This window comes from Herminiimonas contaminans, assembly GCF_015645465.1.
Lineage (GTDB): Bacteria > Pseudomonadota > Gammaproteobacteria > Burkholderiales > Burkholderiaceae_D > Oxalicibacterium > Oxalicibacterium contaminans.
Genome location: NZ_JADOEL010000003.1, coordinates 386,941 through 406,267 on the forward strand (window position 1 = coordinate 386,941; position 19,327 = coordinate 406,267).

A 19,327-nucleotide genomic window follows, 5' to 3' on the forward strand; every position below is an offset into this window, starting at 1 on the left:
CGTTATAGATGAAGGGGCGCATGAAAATGTGCCCCTTTATTGCATTTATGGCTAAACCCGCCTTGCTGCTTTAGCCATGAATTCGGAGGTAAAGACGCCCGGTCGCGGTATAATCACGGTTTCTGATCTAACTCGCGGAGCGACGGCCGAATTTGACCGTTTTTTCGCCTCAACTACCTTCTCGCCATGCTGATTTTGCCAGGTTCCAACGCCCTGTCTGCTTTTCGTACTGAACGCCTCTTAAACCAACTGCAACAAGTCGACCATGCCATCGTCGGTGTCACCGGCCGTTACCTGCATTTTGTCGACTCGGCTGCGCCCATCGCAGAAGTCGACGTCCGGCGCCTGGATGCGCTGTTGACATATGGCGAACCGTTCAGCGCGAAGCTGGAAGGCGACGAGTTTGTTGTTATCCCGCGTTTCGGCACGATTTCCCCGTGGGCCAGCAAGGCGACCGACATTGCGCACAACTGCGGCATGGCTGGTATCCGTCGCATCGAGCGCGGCATCGTCTATGTCGTCCATGTGAAATCCGGTTTGCTCGGCGGTGCGCGTCATCTGTCGGAAGAGAGCACCTTAGCGGTTCAAGCGCTGCTGCACGATCGCATGACTGAAATGGTATTGCGTAGCGCCGATGAAGCGGCAGGCTTATTCGGTGAGCTGGAAGCCAAACCGCTGGCCTTCATCGATCTGCTGCAAGGTGGCAAAGCTGCGCTGATCAATGCCAACACAGAACTCGGCCTGGCCTTGTCCGACGATGAAATCGATTACCTGCTGGCGGCGTTCACAACTGCCAAGCGTAATCCGACCGACGTCGAACTGATGATGTTCGCGCAAGCCAATAGCGAACACTGCCGCCACAAAATCTTTAACGCTGACTGGACCATAGACGGCGTCAAACAGGATAAATCGCTGTTTGCCATGATCAAGAATACGCACCAACTGGCGCCGCGCGGCACCGTGGTTGCGTACAGCGATAACTCGTCGGTCATCGAAGGTGCAACCGTCACCCGTTTCTACCCACGCGGCGCAGCTGCAGGTAATGTGTATGAAGCGTCGCAAGAGTTGACACACATCCTGATGAAGGTGGAAACGCACAACCATCCGACAGCTATCTCGCCATTCCCGGGCGCATCGACTGGCGCCGGTGGTGAAATCCGTGACGAAGGCGCAACCGGTCGCGGTGCCAAGCCGAAAGCGGGCCTGAGTGGTTTTACCGTTTCCAACCTGATGTTGCCGGATGGCGTACAGGCATGGGAAAACAGCCATGACGTCACCAAGCCAGTCGCCGATACTGCGCCGGTCTACGGCAAACCGGACCGTATTGCTTCGCCGTTGGAAATCATGGTCGATGGTCCTATTGGTGCTGCAGCTTTCAACAATGAATTCGGTCGTCCTAACCTGGGTGGCTACTTCCGTACCTACGAACAAAACGTCGCTGGCACCGTCAACGGCTATCACAAACCGATCATGATCGCCGGTGGTATCGGCAGCATCTCGGCCAAGCACACCAAGAAACACGATCTGCCAGTCGGCAGCCTGCTGATCCAGCTCGGTGGCCCAGGCATGCGTATCGGCATGGGCGGTAGCGCCGCATCGTCGATGGCTACCGGCACCAATACAGCAGATCTGGATTTCGATTCGGTACAACGCGGCAATCCGGAAATGGAACGTCGTGCACAGGAAGTCATCAATGCGTGCTGGGCGATGCAGGATGCCAATCCTATCCTCTCCATCCATGACGTCGGTGCAGGCGGCTTGTCGAATGCTTTCCCGGAAATCACCAACGATGCTAAACGTGGTGCGATCTTTGATCTGCGCAAAGTGCCGCTGGAAGAGAGCGGTATGGCACCGAAGGAAATCTGGAGCAATGAATCGCAGGAGCGTTACGTGCTGGCGATTGCACCGGAAAGCCTGCCGCAATTTACTTATCTGTGTGAACGTGAGCGCTGCCTGTTTGCAGTTGTCGGCACTGCGACCGAAGAGCGTCAATTGAAAGTCATCGATCCGGAACACGACAACAATCCGGTCGATATGCCTATGGATGTATTGCTCGGCAAACCGCCAAAAATGCATCGCGATGTCACACACGTACAGCAAGACTTGCCAGCGATAGACGTCACCGGCATCGACTTGCTGGAAGCGTCGGTACGCGTACTGCGCCTGCCTACGGTTGCTGACAAATCCTTCCTGATCACCATCGGTGATCGTACTGTGGGCGGTACCACCGTGCGCGACCAGATGGTTGGTCCGTGGCAGGTACCGGTCGCCGATTGCGCCGTCACCACAATGAGCTTTGAAGGTTATCTGGGTGAAGCGATGGCCATGGGTGAACGTACCCCGCTGGCAGTCATCAATGCAGCAGCATCCGGTCGTATGGCCGTCGGTGAAGCGCTGACCAATATTGCTGCTGCTCCTATCGCTGATATCTCCGATATCAAACTGTCCGCCAACTGGATGGCCGCTTGCGGTCAGCCGGGTCAGGACGCAGCCTTGTTCGACACCGTCAAGGCAGTCGGCATGGAACTGTGCCCGGCACTTGGTATCAGCATCCCGGTCGGCAAGGATTCCTTGTCCATGCGTACCACCTGGAAGGATGAAGGGACAGACAAGGCGGTTGTATCTCCAGTGTCGCTGATCGTCTCCGCCTTCTCGCCGGTATATGACGTGCGTAAATCATTGACGCCGCAACTGCGCACCGATGCCGGTGACACCGTGCTGATCGCCATCGATCTGGGCCGTGGCAAGAACCGCATGGGTGCATCGGCTTTTGCACAAGTCATGCAGCAAATCGGTAATGAAACACCGGACGTGGATAGCGCAGAAGACCTGAAAGGTTTCTTCAACGCGATCCAGCGCCTGAACAAGGAAGACAAACTGTTGGCCTACCATGATCGTTCCGACGGTGGCCTGTTCACGACCTTGTGTGAAATGGCATTTGCCGGTCATAGCGGCTTGTCGGTGAACCTCGACATCCTGACACTCGAAGGCGAGCACGCCAGCGATGGCGGCGATGCGAAAAACTGGACAACGCAAGTTGCCGAGCGTCGCAATGACCTGACCCTGCGCGCCTTGTTCAATGAAGAACTGGGTGCCGTGATCCAGGTCCGCGCCGAGCAAAAATCGGAAGTCATGAATGTACTGCGTGAATACAATCTGGGTGCATGCAGCCACATCATCGGCAAACCGAACGACAACGACATGATCGAATTCACGCGCGATGCCAAGGCTATCTACAGCCAGTCGCGCATAGACCTGCACCGTTTCTGGAGCGAAACCAGCTGGCGCATCGCCCGTCTGCGTGACAATCCGGATTGTGCCGATGCTGAATACGATCGCATCCTCGACAAGCTGGATCCGGGCATCACACCTAAGCTGAGCTTCGATCCGCAGGAAGACATCGCTGCACCATACATCGCAACCGGTGTACGTCCGCACGTGGCGATCCTGCGTGAACAAGGCGTCAATTCGCATATCGAAACCGCCTATGTCATGCACAAGGCTGGCTTCACCGCAGTCGACGTCCACATGAGTGATCTGATCAGCGGCCGTGCACATCTGAGCGACTTCAAGGGCGTTATCGCGGTCGGTGGTTTCTCCTATGGTGACGTACTGGGTGCAGGCGAGGGTTGGGCTAAAACCATACTGTTCAACAATCAGTTGGCAGAACAGTTTGCGACCTTCTTCAGCCGTCAGGACACCTTTGCACTGGGTATCTGTAACGGTTGCCAGATGATGAGTAACCTGAAATCCATCATCCCGGGTGCGCAGGCATGGCCGAAATTCACTCGCAACAAGGCTGAACAATTCCAGGCGCGTTTCACCATGGTTGAAGTGGCGGATTCGCCGTCCATCTTCTTCAATGACATGGCGGGTACGCAAACTGCGATTGCTGTGGCACACGGTGAAGGCTTTGCCGACTTCTCGCTGACCGGTGATATCAATGAAGCGCTGGTAGCGATGCGCTTTATCAATAACAAGGGTCGTGCGACAGAGGGCTATCCATACAACCCTAACGGTTCGCCGCAAGGTATTACGTCGGTGACGACGCCTGATGGCCGCTTTACGGTGATGATGCCGCATGCGGAGCGTGTGTTCCGTAGCGTGCAGCAGAGCTGGCATCCTGAGGCTTGGGGTGAGGATTCGCCTTGGATGCGTATGTTCCGTAATGCGCGGAAGTGGGTGGGGTAATACAGGTGTAGTTGGGTTTGTGCTTCTGGCGCAGGTCTGCGTTGAAAATGCCGCTTGGTCTTTACTAAGCGGCATTTTTTATTGGTGGAATGGTTTGCGTGTTGATGTTGCTGACTTGGTGCTCACTCCGTGGAGAAGTGCGTTGTCGGGGTAGCCCGACAGCTACTCACTTTCTTTGCTTCGCCAAAGAAAGTAAGCAAAGAAAGGCGACCGCAAGAGCCGTTGCACACTAAAGTGTGTCACCCAAGTCCAGCGAGCGTCAGCCGGGGTCGCAAACAAACTCGCTACGCTCAGACAAGTTTGCGCCCTTAATCCGTCTGACACTCACTGGCCTTGGCAACGTCAGATGCGGAACGTCAAAAGCAGCAGCCTTGTTGAAGAGAGGTATATGCGTTGCTGGCAAAGAGGCTGTGGTTGGTAGTCCACTGTGACGATGCCGTTTGTGCGGGGCAGAAAATGGAAAAAGAAGTGGGTGTGTCTGAGCGCAGCGAGTTTCGCCCACTTCCCATTTTTTGTCCCGCACAAACGGGGACCCCGCAGGGGCAGCGGAGCCGTGGTCGCCTTCTTTTGCTTACTTTTCTTGGCGAGACAAGAAAAGTGAGTGGCTGCCGGGCCACCCCCGGCAACCCCGCTCTCTACGGAGAGAGAAAATAATCAGCACCAGCAAACCGCAAACCAAACAAACAATAAAAAAGCCCGCATAAGCGGGCTTTTTCTTAAACTAATCAAAGATTATTGAATCTTCGCTTTGCTACGCAGTTGTTGCTGGAACGCCTGCAGTTTTTTCTGTTGCAGCGATTCCGCGATTTGCGGTTTCACTTCTTCCAGGGTAGGGATTTTCGCTGTACGTACGTCGTCCAGTTTGATGACGTGGTAACCGAATTGTGTCTTCACCGGTGTTTCCGACAGTTCGCCTTTTTTCAGGGCGACCATCGCATCGGAGAATGGCTTCACGAACGAAGCTGGGGATGCCCAGTCCAGGTCGCCGCCGTTTGCTGCCGAACCAGGATCTTTGGAAGATGCTTTGGCCAGGTCTTCAAACTTCGCGCCGCCTTTCAGCTTGGCGATGATTGCTTTTGCTTCGTCTTCTTTTTCAACCAGGATGTGGCGAGCGTGGTATTCCTTGTCGCTGGCTTGTGCCTTGAAGCGGTCGTATTCAGCCTTGATGTCGGCATCCTTGACCGGATTCTTTTTCAGGTAGTCAGCAACCAGGGCACGGATCAGGATCGATTGGCGTGCGATTTCGATCTGGTTTTTGACGTCAGCGTTTGTACCCAGGCCCAGTTTGTCTGCTTCCTGGATCAGGATTTCACGGTTGATCAGTTCATCTTTGACCATCGCGCGCAGTTCTGGTGTGTCTTGCTGACCTTGGGAGGTCATTTGCTTGATCATGACATCAGCGCGGGAAGATGGAATGGGCTTGCCATTCACTACGGCCAGGTTTTGTGCCATCGCAGGCAGTGATGCAGATACGATTAAGGCGGCCAGCAAATGAGCAGGTTTTAAAGTCATATATATTCCTAATGGAAGTTATTTTATTTGAGAGTGACAGCTATTAATTCCCGGCGCGCGTCAGACTTCGGATGGCGCTAAGGCAGTAATGGCTAATGCATGTATTTCTTTGTGCATCATGTCATCGAGACAATCATACACCAGCCGATGGCGATTTATGCGGCTCTGCTTTTCAAATTGCGCCGAAATGATGCGCAACCGGAAATGTCCGCCACCGGAGGCTGCACCGGCATGGCCAGCATGCAGGGCAGATTCGTCCTCCAGTTGACATTCGAGCGGTGCAAAAGTTTCGTTCAGCCTGGCCTGGATGCGATCCATACGTGCGCTCATTGCGGTTCTTTCATGTATTTGGAGAGGAAAAGGCTTTGCGCCACGATGAAAGCCACCATCAGTCCCATGCCACCGAATAACTTGAAGTTGACCCAGGTTGCAGTGGAAAAACTATAGGCAACGTACAGATTAATCAGTCCCATCGTCATGAAAAAGGCGACCCAGGACAGGTTGAGGCGATGCCAGATGCCTTCCGGCAGCGACATTTGCTTCTCCATCATGGTGCGGATCAGGTTCTTGCGCAGGAAGATTTGGCTGAAGAGCAGGGCTGCGGCAAAGCACCAGTACAGCACGGTCGGCTTCCATTTGATGAAGGTTTCATTGTGGAAGTAGATGGTCGCACCGCCGAAGACGACGATGATGGCAAGTGACAGCCACAAGGTTTTGTCGATCTTTTTGCCTTTGACCAGCAGGTAGGCGATCTGGCAGATGGTCGCCACGATGGCAATCGCGGTCGCCAGCAGGATAGGTGCTTGCGCTGCCGTCACCAGGCCGTCGGATACCACGCCGGACAGATATTGCTGGCCGAACGCTTGCGCTGCTTCGGTATTGCCTTCGCCCCATTTGAAGACGCCGAAGAAGAGGATGACCGGGAACAGGTCGAACAAGAATTTCATGTGAGCTTGCCTTATTTCAGTTCTGGAGCCGGGTCAAAACGCAGCGACGCGGAGTTGATGCAGTAACGCAGGCCGGTAGGCGGGGGACCGTCATTGAAGACGTGACCCAGATGCGCATCGCAGACGTTGCAGATGACTTCCGTACGTATCATGCCGTAGGCACGGTCCATCTTTTCCTTGATGTTCGCCGGGTTCAACGGTTTGAAGTAGCTCGGCCAGCCGCAGCCGGAATCGAATTTGGTGTCAGATGCAAACAGCGGGGTGTTGCAGCACACACAGGTATAGATGCCGAACTCGTGATGATCCCAGTAACGGCCGGTGTATGGTGCTTCGGTCGCGGCATGACGGGTCACGTCGTATTCCATGTCATCCAGCATGGCACGCCATTCGGCGTCGGTTTTGATTACTTTGTCTATCATGATGAACAACTCACTTCCAGATCGTTGGCCCAGTCGGGCGGTAGTGCAGCATATTTCTCATTCTCGGGCTGCTCGTCAAACGGTTTTTCCAGCACCTGCAGTAATTTGCTGACTTCGGAGTAGTCCTTATTCTGCGCTTTTTCGATGGCGATTTGCGCAAGATAATTGCGCAGGATGTATTTGGGGTTGACCGCATCCATTGCAAGCTTGCGTTCGCCGTCTATGCTGTTTTCCTGCTGCAGGCGCGCGCCGTATTGTAGCGCCCAGGCATCGAATGCGGCACGGTCTATGAATAGATCGCGCAAGTCTTCATGGCTGTCGCTGTTGCCCGGCTGCAGATTGCCGAGCTGGCGGAAGAAAGTCGTGAAGTCGACATGGCTGTCCTGCAGGATGCCGAACAGGCCGTCGATGAGCTGGCGATCGTCGGACTGGCGGGTTTTCAGGCCCAGCTTGGCATGCATCAATTCTTCGAATTTTTCGGAATACGCCGGTTTGTAGATACGCAACGCAGCCTGGGTTTCTTCCACATCGCCTATCAGCGGCAGCAGTGCCTGGCCCAGTGCATAGCAATTCCATTCACCAATCTGTGGCTGGCGCGCATAGGAGTAGCGACCCTGCTGGTCGGTATGGTTGCAAATATGGGTGGTGTTGAAGGCTTCCATGAAGCCAAACGGGCCGTAGTCCAGTGTCAGGCCGAGTATCGACATATTGTCGGTATTCATCACGCCGTGCATAAAGCCGACTGCCTGCCAGTGCGCGATCATGTGCGCAGTACGTAGCGTGACTTCCGTCAACAAATCCTTGTACGGATTGGCGCTGGCGCGGAACCAGGGATAAAAGCGGTCAATGACGTAATCAGCCAGCACTTTCAGCTCTTCATGCTTCTCGTTATAGAACCAGTGTTCAAAGGAACCGAAGCGGACGAAGCTTTGCGCGACGCGGGTAGTGACGGCTGCGGTTTCCGCCTGCTCGCGCATGACGAGTTGGTCGGAGCCGGTGACGCACAGTGCGCGCGTGGTCGGTATGCCGAGTGCCGCCATCGCTTCCGAACACAGGAATTCACGTATCGATGAGCGCAGCACGGCGCGACCGTCACCCATACGCGAGTAAGGCGTCAGGCCTGCACCCTTGAGTTGCAGCTCAAGTCGGCCGGAAGGTTCGACTTCCGGTGCCGGTACATCGCCGAGCAGGATGGCGCGGCCATCGCCGAGCTGGCCAGCCCAGACGCCGAACTGATGGCCTGAATAAACCGCCGATAAGGGTTTGGACTCAGGCAGCAGGCGATTGCCGGTGAATGCCTCGATAAAAGATTCTGTGCTGGTTTCTGCAAAGTCCAGACCTATCAATGCTGCGGTCGAGGCGCTGGCACAGACCAGGTAGGGATCAGGCAAAGGCGTAGGCATCAATGCCGTGTAATGCGCAGGCGGCAGTGCAGCGAAGGAATTTTCCAGCGGCAGGGTGTCGGTGCGATAGAGCGGGTACGGCGGCTTGGGTGCATTCATATTACATTCCTGTGTTTCTATCGCGGCTATCTGACAAGTACTACAGTAGTGCTACGGTATTGACGTGTATGTGGCGACGTCGATATAAAGTTAAGTACGAGTTAAGAGCGTATTTTGACAGAGAAGCGAAAATTGGTTGTGCGCATCTGCGCAAGCACGGGTTTTAAAGCCTTAGGGTCAGAGTCGTTTTTAGTCACAAATATCCCATATATATGGTATAAAAATGACCATTATTTCCGAGAAGAAAATTACCGACTAATGCTCATGCGTATTCCATCCCTCGTACTTGCTGCCGCTTTTACTGTCTCTGCTTCCACTTCCTTTGCTGAAAATGTCCGGATCGCCTTTATTGATCCGCTGTCCGGCCCGTTCGCGCCGGTAGGACAAAACCTGTTCAACAGTTTCAAGACGATTGCTGAACTGTCGAATCAGAAACAATGGGGTGGCCAGAATACAGTGGAGATCGTCGGCTTCGATAACAAGGGGAGTCCGCAGGAATCACTGATCCAGCTGAAATCGGCGATCGACCAGGGCTACCGTTACATTACGCAGGGCAATGGTTCCGGCGTGGCGTTGGCGCTGATCGATGCCATCAATAAACACAATGAGCGCAATCCGGGCAAGGAAGTGCTGTTCCTGAATCACTCGGCCGGTGATCCGGCGCTGACGAATAGCAAGTGCAGCTTCTGGCATTTCCGTTTCGACGCCAATTCGGAAATGAAGATGGAATCGCTGACCACCTTCATGGCCAAGGATCCGAAGATCAAGAAGATTTACATCATCGGTCAGAACTATGCGCTGGGTCAGGAGATATCACGCTCCACCCGCGCCTACATGGGCCGCAAGCGTCCGGACGTACAGATCGTCGGTGACGATTTGCATCCTATCGGCCAGGTGAAAGATTTCTCGCCTTACGTCGCCAAGATGAAGGCATCCGGCGCGGATACCATTATTACTGCGAACTGGGGCGCGGATTTGGCCTTGCTGGTGAGAGCTGCACGTGACGCCGACCTGAAAGCCAATTTCTATACCTTGTATGCGGCAACCACCGGCGTGCCGACCGCGATGGGCGCGGCAGGCCTGGATCGCGTCAAGTATGTGGCCTACTGGAACCTGAATAATGAAACCTACGCGGGCAAGGAAATCATCGAAGGCTTTAAAAAGAAATACAACGATGATTACTACGCGATGGCGTCATACACAGTGCTCTCCATGCTGGGCAAGGCCTTCAAGGAAAGCGGTTCGACCGATCCTGTGAAAGTCGCGCTGGCGATGGAAGGCATGAAAGTAAAAAGCCTGAATGGTGAGGTGGAAATGCGTAAATCCGATCACCAGGCGCAACAACCCTTGTATATTGCTACCTGGGTCAAGCAGAACAATACCGATGTGAAGTTCGATCAGGAAAACACCGGTTACGGCTGGCGCACCGATCAAAAGATCGATGCCTATGTAGCTGCGCAGCCCACATCGTGCCAGATGAAACGGCCGTCACACTAATACCGTGATGCCGCCCATCCGGCGCGGCATGATCCCCCTAGTATGAAATGAAGAAGAACCAGGTGTGCCGCAGCATGCCTGGACAGGAGAGAACGGGCACGTGGAATTTACGCTGATCTCATTGCTGAATGGTTTGAGCTACGGCTTGCTGCTGTTTATGCTGTCGTCCGGACTGACGCTGATTTTCAGCATGATGGGCGTTTTGAATTTCGCGCATGCCAGTTTTTACATGATAGGGGCTTACTTCGCCTATAGCATCAGCACCGCTATCGGTTTCTGGCCCGCGCTGGTGCTGGCGCCGCTGGCAGTAGGTTTGCTCGGTGCGCTGGTCGAACGTTATGGCTTGCGTGTCGTACACAAATACGGACACATCCCCGAGTTGCTATTCACTTTTGGTTTGTCCTACGTCATCGTCGAAGTGGTGCAATTGATCTGGGGCCGGGTCGCGGTTCCATACACCATTCCGGCGGAATTGCAGGGTTCGCTCTTTACCCTCTACACGACTACTTTTCCTATTTATCGCGGCTTCATGATGCTGGTGGCGATCCTGATGCTGGTCGCCATTTACTTCACATTGACGCGCACGCGCATAGGCCTGGTGATACAGGCGGCTTTGACGCATCCGCAGATGGTGGAGGCGCTGGGGCACAATGTGCCGCGCGTGTTTATGTGGGTATTCGCTGGTGGTTGTGCGCTGGCTGGATTGGCTGGTGTCATCGGTGGTAATGCTTTTGTCACTGAGCCGCATATGGCACATGCGCTGGGTAGTATCATTTTTGTCGTGGTGGTGGTCGGTGGCATGGGCTCACTGGGCGGTGCCTTGCTGGCATCCTTGCTGATCGGCGTGCTGCAGACTTTTGCGGTGGCACTCGACTTCTCCTTGCTGCATGCGTTGGCTGCTATCGGCATCAACATCAATACCGATGCGCCCGGTTATAGCGTGCTGCGACTGACGATTTCGCAAGTCGCACCTATCCTGCCTTATTTATTGCTGGTGTTAATCCTGATCTTCCGACCCAAGGGTTTGCTTGGAAAGAGGGACGCATGAGCATGGCAGCTGTTAGCTATCGTCAACGTTGCCTGATCTGGGGCGGCTATATCGCGCTGCTGGTGTTCGCGCCACTCGTCTTTACGCAAAGCGCGGCGCTGTCGCTGTTATGCCAGATGGGTACTTTCATCATCTTTGCACTGTCGTACAACATGTTGCTCGGGCAGGGCGGCATGCTGTCTTTCGGTCATGCTGTGTATTCCGGGCTGGGTGCTTTTTGCGCGATCCATGCGATCAACCTGGTCGCGGCAGGCAATCTGCATATCCCGATTACGCTGATTCCTTTGGTTGGTGGCGTCGCCGGTTTGTTTTTCGGTGCCTTGTTCGGTTATGTGACGACGCGGAAATCCGGTACCACCTTCGCGATGATTACCCTGGGTATCGTCGAACTGGTGTTTGCCTGCTCGCTGATGTTCCCGGAATTCTTTGGCGGCGAGGGCGGCATCTTTACTGATCGCGTGGTGGGTGAAGCTTTCTTCGGTATTACTTATGGTCCACAGATCGAGGTGTATTACCTGATTGCGGCCTGGCTGTTGCTGAGTACCATCGCGATGTATGCATTTACGCAAACACCGCTGGGGCGCATCATCAACGCAGTGCGTGACAATCCGGAGCGAGCTGAGTTCATCGGCTACGATCCGCAATGGGTGCGCTATCTGACCTTGATGCTATCCGCTTTCTTTGCCGGAATTTCCGGTGCGTTAACAGCCATCAATTTTGAAATCGTCAGCGCAGAAAATGTCAGCGCCTTGCGCTCCGGCATGATCCTGCTGTTCACCTTCATAGGTGGTACCGGCTTTTTCTTTGGCCCCATCATAGGCGCTATCGTCGGTGTCTTCCTGACCGTCGTCTTGTCCAATTTTACGAATGCATGGCAGCTCTATCTGGGCGTGTTTTTTGTCTTGCTGGTGATGCTGGCACCGGGTGGTATCGCAGGTTTGCTGATGCAGTTCGTGTATTTGCTGCGCCATCGCAAGCTGGCGTACATGGCTCGGCCTTTGTTGCTGACTTGCGTGGCGGTGGCGCTGATGCTGGTTGGCTTTGTGGTGCTGGTTGAGATGCTGTATCACCTGTGTCTGAATGCACGGCATGGCACGACGCTGATCTTGTCGGGCTGGACGCTGGACACCGCACAGCCGTTGAGCTGGCTGACGGGTTTGTTGCCGCTGGCGCTCGGCATTTTGCTGTGGTGGCGTGCCCGACCTCGTTTGCAACAGACGTGGACGGCGGTCAATCTGGATATCGAAAATACCTTGCAGGTGCGGCCATGAGTCAGCTTGCACTGGAATTGAAAGATGTACGCAAAAGCTTCGGCAATGCCGAGATTATTTGCGGCGCCAACTTGCAGTTGCCGCAAGGCCAACGCCTCGCATTGATAGGGCCGAACGGGGCGGGTAAGTCGACTTTGTTCAACCTGATCTCTGGGCGTTTTCCAGTGAGCAGCGGCGACATCCTGCTGAATGGCAGCAGTATCGTCGGGCAGAAGCCGTATCAAATCAACCGGCGTGGTTTGTCGCGCAGCTTCCAGATCACGAATATCTTTCATCGCCTGAGTGTGTTTGAAAACCTGCGTTGTGCGGTGCTATGGTCGCTCGGTTATCGTTATTCATTCTGGCAAAGGCTGAATGGCTTGCGCGATGTCACGCAGCGTGCCGAGCAGGTGATGGAAGAGATAGGTTTGCAGCAGCGTCGCAACGTAGAAGCAGATTTTCTCAGCTATGCGGAGCAACGTGCGCTGGAGATAGGCATCACGATAGCGGGTGGCGCCAGCGTGATTCTGCTGGATGAGCCGACCGCCGGCATGAGCCGTTCGGAATCGGATGCTGCGGTCGAGTTGATACGCAAGGTCAGTGTCGGTAAGAGTTTGCTAATGGTGGAACACGATATGGATGTGGTGTTCGGCCTGGCAGATCAGATTGCAGTATTGGTTTATGGCGAAATCATCGCTTGCGGTACGCCGGACCATATCCGTAACAATCCTTTGGTGCAACAAGCCTATCTCGGCACGGTGGAGTCAGCATGAGCGCCTTGCTGGAAATTAAAAACCTGCATGCCTTTTACGGCAAGAGCCATGTTTTGCATGGCATCAACCTCTCCATCGCACAGGGCGAGATAGTCAGCCTGCTCGGACGCAATGGAGTAGGGCGCTCGACCATGGTCAAGACCGCGATGGGTATGGTCGAGGCGACGGGTTCCATCCGTTTCAAGGGCGAAGAAATCCTCGGTGTGCCTACCTACAAGATTGCACGCAAGGGTTTGGGCTATGTCGCCGAGAGTCGCGAAGTATTCCCAACGCTGACGGTAGCGCAAAACCTGTTGCTGGGTGCGCAGCAGAAATCGCGCTGGAGCGCGGACGATATGTATCGTCTGTTTCCGCGTTTGCAGGAACGGCAGCACGTGCAGGCAGGCGTGTTATCCGGCGGTGAGCAGCAAATGCTGGCCCTGTGTCGTACCTTGATGGGTGATCCCGACCTGATCATGATCGATGAGCCTACCGAAGGCCTGGCCCCGCAAATGGTGGTACTGGTTGCAAACTTCCTGCAGGAGTTGCGGCAACGCGGTGTGTCGGTTTTACTGATAGAACAGAAGCTTGCTATAGCACTCGAGATTTCGCAGCGTGTGTATGTGATGGGGCATGGCCAGATAGTGTTTGAGGGCAGTCCGCAGGATTTACACGCGCAAACCACGATCAGGAATGAATGGCTCGGCGTCTGAGCGCGACCCGAATTCCACTTTTACACCTGTCACTTCGATATTCTTCTTGCTCCCACAGTTGCTCTGAATTACCTTACTCCTCACATGGGATAGTTATCGCCTATCCGATATATTTAAACAATCAAATTCTGATTTCGATAGTTTCTGTATAAAGTTCATAGGCGGTCACTATTCAGGAGTCTGTATGTCCCGATCTTTGTTGCAGTCGCCCTTGCCATCGTCATCGCCGCTCTGGCTTGAAGTCCTGGCAGCTATTGCGTACGGCCATTGAGCGGGGACTCGAGCAGTAGTCTGTAGTGGTTGCCTTCCTTTTCGATTAATTTTACGTGGCTCATACAGAGCCACGCCAACTCAGGAGACTCCATCATGCCAAGCGAAGCCAAGTGTCCTTTTCCCCATGCCGCGAGTGGCGGCACTACTAACAGAGACTGGTGGCCCAACCAGTTACGCGTCGATGTGCTCAACCAGCATTCGAACAAATCCAACCCTTTGGGCGAAAAATTCAATTACGCCGAAGAATTCAAGAAGCTTGACTACAAGGCGCTGAAGGCAGACCTGGTCAAGCTGATGACCGATAGCCAGGATTGGTGGCCAGCCGACTTCGGTCACTACGGCCCACAATTCGTACGCATGGCCTGGCATGCAACCGGCACCTACCGCATCATGGATGGTCGCGGTGGCGGTGGACGCGGACAGCAACGTTTTGCGCCCCTGAACTCTTGGCCGGATAACGTCAACATCGATAAGTCGCGCCGTTTGCTGTGGCCTATCAAACAAAAATATGGTCAGCGCATTTCATGGGCAGACTTGCTGGTCCTGACCGGTAATGTGGCGCTGGAATCCATGGGCTTCCGTACTTTCGGTTTTGCCGGTGGTCGTGCAGACGTGTGGGAACCGGACACAGATGTTAACTGGGGCGCAGAGACGACCTGGCTGGCTACCGACAAACGTTTTAGCGGTGATCGCGACCTCAATGAAGACCTGGCGGCAACGCACATGGGCCTTATCTATGTGAACCCGGAAGGCCCGGACGGCAGCGGCGACTATATGGCAGCAGCCAAGGATATTCGTGCAACGTTCTACCGCATGGCGATGGACGATGAAGAAATCGTCGCGCTGATCGCTGGTGGTCATACCTTTGGTAAAACCCACGGCGCGGCACCTGAATCGCACAAGGGACCTGAACCTGAAGGTGCACCTATAGAAGCGCAAGGCCTGGGCTGGATCAGCAACTTCGGCCAGGGGCACGGTAAAGATACGGTGTCCAGTGGTCTCGAAGTGACCTGGACCAAGACGCCTGCACTGTGGAGCAATAACTTCTTTGAAAACCTGTTCAACTTTGAATGGGAAATCACCAAGTCGCCAGCTGGTGCGAAGCAGTGGGTGGCGAAGAATGCTGAGGAAATCATCCCGGACGCACACGTCAAGGGCAAATTCCACAAGCCGACTATGCTGACCACCGATCTGACGCTGCGTTTTGATCCTGAGTTTGGCAAGATTTCCAAACGCTTCCATGAAGATCCGCAAGCCTTTGCCGAAGCATTTGCCCGTGCCTGGTTCAAGCTGACACACCGCGATATGGGTCCGCGTTCGCGCTATCTTGGTCCGGAAGTACCGAAGGAAGAATTGATCTGGCAAGATCCGATTCCGGAAGTGGATTACAAACTGGTGGATGCCGCTGATGTCGCAGCACTGAAAGCCAAGTTGCTGACTTCTGGTTTGTCCGTGAGCGAACTGGTAGGCACCGCTTGGGCATCGGCTTCGACCTTCCGTGGTTCGGACAAGCGTGGTGGTGCCAACGGTGCACGCATCCGTCTGGCACCGATGAAGGACTGGGAAGTCAACCAGCCTGCACAACTGGCCAAGGTGTTGAAGGTACTGGAAGGCATACAGGCTGAATTCAATCAGTCTGCTACCGGCGGCAAGCAGATTTCATTGGCCGACCTGATCGTGCTGGCGGGTAGTGCGGGCGTGGAGCAGGCTGCCAAGGCTGCGGGTGTCAACATCACCGTGCCATTTACTGCGGGACGCAATGATGCACGTCAGGACCAGACGGATGTGGAATCCTTCGCTGCGCTGGAGCCACGTACCGATGGTTTCCGCAATTACGTCAGCAAGAAGAACGGTGTGCCAGCCGAAGTTGCGCTGATAGATAAGGCACAGTTGCTGTGTCTGAGCGTGCCTGAACTGACCGTGCTCATCGGTGGTCTGCGCGCAATCAACATCAACGTGGGTGGTGCTAAGCATGGTGTACTGACCAAGACACCAGGCGTGCTGAACAATGAAGTGCTGCTCAATCTGCTGGATATGCGTACGCAGTGGAAAGCAGTGGAGAGCGATGCGAATGTGTTCGAAGGTCGCGATCGCAAGAGTGGTGAAGTCAAATGGACAGGTACCCGTGCGGATCTGGTCTTTGGCTCCAACTCCATCCTGCGTTCGGTGGCTGAGGTCTATGCTGAATCTGATGCGAAAGAAAAATTCGTCAAGGATTTCGTTGCCGCCTGGGTCAAGGTCATGAACGCGGATCGCTTCGATCTGGCATAAACGTAGCAAGATAGTCTGAATCAGGAAAGCGATGCATCTGTACGGATGCATCGCTTTTTTATTTGCGCCTTAAGTTAATTCAGCCATAATCGCTGTACCTACACCTAGCGATAACAGCCATGCAGATATCCGCCGCGATTCCCATCATCCGTATCTTTGACGAAGCCAAGGCCGGCGAATTTTATTTTGATTTCCTCGGCTTCAGCTGCGATTGGGAACATCGCTTCGGAGATAACTTCCCGGTGTATTTGCAGGTGCGACGTTCGTCGCTAATCCTGCATTTGAGTGAGCATCACGGTGATGCGACGCCGGGCTCGGCGATCTTTATCCCTATAGACGATATCGATAGCCTGCATGCAGAGCTGCTGGCGAAAGACTATAAGAACGCCAAGCCGGGTGTGCAGGATTTGCCATGGGGACGCATGATGGATATCGCCGATCCGTTTGGCAATCACTTGCGTTTTTGCCAGCAGTCGCCTGACTGATTACATCCGGCTAATCCGCGACGCAGCAATGGTCCGCGGCCAGTTCCATGATGTATTGCAAGTACTGTCCTGCATTCGCATCCAGGTCGGCATCCGAAATGCCGTGTTCCACACCGTAGCAGGCAAAGGTCGGCAAGTATTCCGCGCTGATGTATTCAATTGTCACGCGCAGCGGGCGTAGCAGTTCTTCCAGTGTGTAGTGATAGCGTCCGTTCTGATTGTAGTCGACGGCCTTGATGCCCGCCGAGACAGCGACGCCTATTCGTTTCCCAGCCAACTTTTCGGTACCGCGACCATAGGCAAATCCATGCGTCAGTACTTCATCCTGCCATTGCTTCAGCAGTGGCGGTGTGCTGAACCAGTAAAACGGAAATTGCAGGATGATGGTGTCGTGCTCCAGCAGCAGCTTTTGTTCTGCCGCCACATCGATACGCCCGTCCGGATATTGTTCATGCAGTTGATGGATGGTGACAAGGTCCGTATTCTTTTGCAGTTCCTGCAGCCATCTTTTATTGACCACGGACTTGTGGATGTCGGGATACGTCACAATAACGAGAATCTTGTTGCTGTTCATGGTGTGTCCTTAAACTTGTTGATGACGCATCCTAGCAATGCAGGCAGTGCCTGAAAAGTAGGCACTTTTTTGTGCCTGCTGATTTATCCATTAGAGACAGGTGAAGTTATGAAAGTCACGGGATTCAAGTTTCCTATCGATGCGACGCTGTACCTGATAGGTGGCAAATGGAAGTGCACGATACTGTGTCATTTGCTGGATCGGGTACAACGACCCGGTGAATTGCGCCGATTGATGCCAGGCATTTCGCAAAAAGTATTGACCGAGCAGTTACGTGAGCTGGAAAGCGATGGCGTGATCGAGCGCATCGTTTATCCGGAGGTGCCACCGCGGGTGGAGTACAAGCCGACGGAGTTTGGCTTGTCGCTAGGCGAGATTATCAATGCGATGTGCGACTGGGGGCAGGTGCACTTTGAACGCATCACGGCGGCGCGTGTGCGTCGCGATGGCGAGTAACTGAGGTCCTTTACAACCAGTACTCGAGGCGTCGCGCCATCCATTCTTTCATGCGATTTGAGAAAGGGCGTTTGTCCCATTCTTCGGCTGTGATTTCTATCGAGTTTTTCAGATCCTCGTTGAAGGCGCTTTCCATCACATCACCGAAAGCCTTATCCAGTGTGATCAGATTTACTTCTCTATTGTGCAGGAAGCTGCGCATGTCCAGATTGGTTGAGCCTATGGTGGACCAGTAGCCATCGATCACAGCGGTTTTGGCATGCAGCACCGATGCCTGCAATTCAAAGACGCGTACGCCAGCCGCCAATAGTTCTGTATAAAACGAACGACCTGCGTGCATGACCAGGCCGACATCCGACATGCCGGGGAAGACCATCTTCACATCGACACCGCGTTTCGCTGCATTGGTAATCGCTTGCACCAATTGCACATCCGGCACGAAGTAGGCATTCGTGACATGGATAGACACTTTGGCTTCCTGCATGGCGAGTGCATAGGCTTTGTACATCTCATAGTTGCCACCTGGTTCGCTGCCTATCACGCGCACCATCTTGTCGCCCATGCGTGTCAGCGGCGGGAAGTAATTTCGTTTTGAGAGGTTTTCGTTTTTCTGGCTGACCCAGGTTTGCATGAAAAGCCACTGGAAGGAAGCGACGGCCGGGCCTTCGACTTGTATATGTGTGTCACGCCATCCCAGGTCCTGGTCGCTTTGTTTCTTGTTCGAACGGAATAGTGAGCTGGATGAGTAGTCGCTGCTGATGTTGATGCCGCCAGTGAATGCGATGCGACCATCGACCACCATGATCTTGCGATGGTCGCGATTATTCAGGCGCGTCGAAAACGCACGTTTGAACGGATTGACCGGGCTGAATTCCAGCAGGTTGATGCCGCTGTCACGCAGTTTCTGGAAAAACTCCGGTGGTGTGCTGAGAGAGCCTATGCTGTCGTAAATGATATTGACCTGCACTCCATCGCGTTGCTTTTGCATCAGCAGTTCGGCGAACTCGGTACCTAGTGCATCTTCGTTGAAGATGTAGGTTTCCAGGTTGACGTGATCCTTGGCTGCGCGTATCGCCGCCAGCATCGCACGTATGGTGTCCGGGCCATCATTGAGCAAGGTGAGTTTATTGCCAGCGATGAGCGGGCTGCCAGTCGCGGCTTCTTCCAGTGCTGCCAGTTCAGGCAGGGCCACATTGTCACTGCGCAGGCGACGCGCCAGCAACGATTCGGTTTTTTCCTTGGAGAGGGTATTGCCCTGGGCGGTTTGTATGGTCGCCGAGTCTTGTGGTTGCAGCGATGTTTTGAGGTACTGCACATCGGGCAGGGAAGCGCATGCGCTCAGTGCGAGACTAAGCCCCGCGAGAGTAAGCCTAAGCAAAAAGTGATCACGCAAAAAGTGTTTGGACATTTCTTAGTGGATATTTTTGTTAGTGGTTT

At 54.2% G+C, this 19,327-nt stretch carries 16 protein-coding genes; 9 read left to right on the forward strand and 7 right to left on the reverse strand.

The features are described 5' to 3' along the window. The first annotated feature begins 186 nt into the window (after positions 1-186). Positions 187-4,191: a phosphoribosylformylglycinamidine synthase gene (purL, locus tag IXC47_RS06440; RefSeq protein ID WP_195875038.1), complete on the forward strand. Its 4,005-nt coding sequence runs from the start codon at positions 187-189 to the stop codon at positions 4,189-4,191. Positions 4,192-4,923: 732 nt separating this feature from the next. On the opposite strand, the gene IXC47_RS06445 is transcribed toward purL, so the two are convergent. Genes IXC47_RS06445 through IXC47_RS06465 form a run of 5 tightly spaced genes read right to left on the reverse strand, consistent with a single transcriptional unit; the run spans position 4,924 to position 8,571 of the window. Next, positions 4,924-5,703: a peptidylprolyl isomerase gene (locus IXC47_RS06445; protein ID WP_175626772.1), complete on the reverse strand. Its 780-nt coding sequence runs from the start codon at positions 5,701-5,703 to the stop codon at positions 4,924-4,926. A 60-nt stretch (positions 5,704-5,763) separates the two neighbouring features. Then, positions 5,764-6,033: a BolA family protein gene (locus IXC47_RS06450; protein WP_175626773.1), complete on the reverse strand. Its 270-nt coding sequence runs from the start codon at positions 6,031-6,033 to the stop codon at positions 5,764-5,766. Then, on the reverse strand, positions 6,030-6,650 hold the full coding sequence (locus IXC47_RS06455) for a septation protein A (protein ID WP_175626774.1): 621 nt from the start codon (positions 6,648-6,650) through the stop codon (positions 6,030-6,032). The genes IXC47_RS06450 and IXC47_RS06455 overlap by 4 nt, the downstream gene beginning before the upstream one ends. An 11-nt stretch (positions 6,651-6,661) precedes the next feature. Next, positions 6,662-7,069, reverse strand: a complete 408-nt coding sequence (gene msrB / locus IXC47_RS06460) for a peptide-methionine (R)-S-oxide reductase MsrB (RefSeq protein ID WP_175626775.1) — start codon at positions 7,067-7,069, stop codon at positions 6,662-6,664. Continuing rightward, positions 7,066-8,571: a protein adenylyltransferase SelO gene (locus tag IXC47_RS06465; RefSeq protein WP_195875039.1), complete on the reverse strand. Its 1,506-nt coding sequence runs from the start codon at positions 8,569-8,571 to the stop codon at positions 7,066-7,068. The genes msrB and IXC47_RS06465 overlap by 4 nt, the downstream gene beginning before the upstream one ends. A 258-nt stretch (positions 8,572-8,829) precedes the next feature. Between IXC47_RS06465 and IXC47_RS06470 the strand changes: the two genes are divergently transcribed. The 7 genes from IXC47_RS06470 to IXC47_RS06500 all read left to right on the forward strand — a co-directional run bounded on the left by IXC47_RS06470 (position 8,830) and on the right by IXC47_RS06500 (position 16,860). Next, positions 8,830-10,068: a branched-chain amino acid ABC transporter substrate-binding protein gene (locus IXC47_RS06470; protein WP_195875040.1), complete on the forward strand. Its 1,239-nt coding sequence runs from the start codon at positions 8,830-8,832 to the stop codon at positions 10,066-10,068. A 100-nt stretch (positions 10,069-10,168) separates the two neighbouring features. Further along, entirely contained in the window at positions 10,169-11,116 is a 948-nt protein-coding gene (locus IXC47_RS06475) for a branched-chain amino acid ABC transporter permease (protein WP_175626778.1), read from the forward strand. Between the two features lie 2 nt (positions 11,117-11,118). Further along, a complete protein-coding gene (locus tag IXC47_RS06480) occupies positions 11,119-12,387 on the forward strand; it encodes a branched-chain amino acid ABC transporter permease (protein WP_407651078.1) in 1,269 nt (422 codons plus the stop codon). Further along, positions 12,384-13,139, forward strand: coding sequence for an ABC transporter ATP-binding protein (locus IXC47_RS06485; protein WP_195875042.1), 756 nt, complete (start codon positions 12,384-12,386; stop codon positions 13,137-13,139). Before IXC47_RS06480 ends, IXC47_RS06485 begins: the two co-directional genes overlap by 4 nt. Further along, entirely contained in the window at positions 13,136-13,831 is a 696-nt protein-coding gene (locus tag IXC47_RS06490) for an ABC transporter ATP-binding protein (RefSeq protein ID WP_195875043.1), read from the forward strand. Before IXC47_RS06485 ends, IXC47_RS06490 begins: the two co-directional genes overlap by 4 nt. Before the next feature lie 366 nt (positions 13,832-14,197). Continuing rightward, on the forward strand, positions 14,198-16,375 hold the full coding sequence (katG, locus tag IXC47_RS06495) for a catalase/peroxidase HPI (protein WP_195875044.1): 2,178 nt from the start codon (positions 14,198-14,200) through the stop codon (positions 16,373-16,375). Positions 16,376-16,494: 119 nt separating this feature from the next. After that, a complete protein-coding gene (locus tag IXC47_RS06500) occupies positions 16,495-16,860 on the forward strand; it encodes a glyoxalase superfamily protein (protein WP_195875045.1) in 366 nt (121 codons plus the stop codon). A gap of 10 nt (positions 16,861-16,870) precedes the next feature. Here the strand turns inward: IXC47_RS06500 and IXC47_RS06505 are convergent, their stop codons facing one another. Then, the gene (locus IXC47_RS06505) at positions 16,871-17,434 is read right to left on the reverse strand and encodes an NAD(P)H-dependent oxidoreductase (protein WP_195875046.1); all 564 of its coding nucleotides are present in this window, start codon (positions 17,432-17,434) and stop codon (positions 16,871-16,873) included. 108 nt (positions 17,435-17,542) lie between these two features. Between IXC47_RS06505 and IXC47_RS06510 the strand changes: the two genes are divergently transcribed. After that, positions 17,543-17,890 (forward strand): winged helix-turn-helix transcriptional regulator, encoded by a 348-nt coding sequence (locus IXC47_RS06510; RefSeq protein ID WP_195875047.1) that lies wholly within the window; start codon positions 17,543-17,545, stop codon positions 17,888-17,890. Positions 17,891-17,900: 10 nt separating this feature from the next. Here IXC47_RS06510 and cls read toward each other — a convergent pair whose 3' ends face one another. Beyond that, positions 17,901-19,298: a cardiolipin synthase gene (gene cls, locus IXC47_RS06515; protein WP_195875048.1), complete on the reverse strand. Its 1,398-nt coding sequence runs from the start codon at positions 19,296-19,298 to the stop codon at positions 17,901-17,903. Positions 19,299-19,327: the final 29 nt, after the last annotated feature.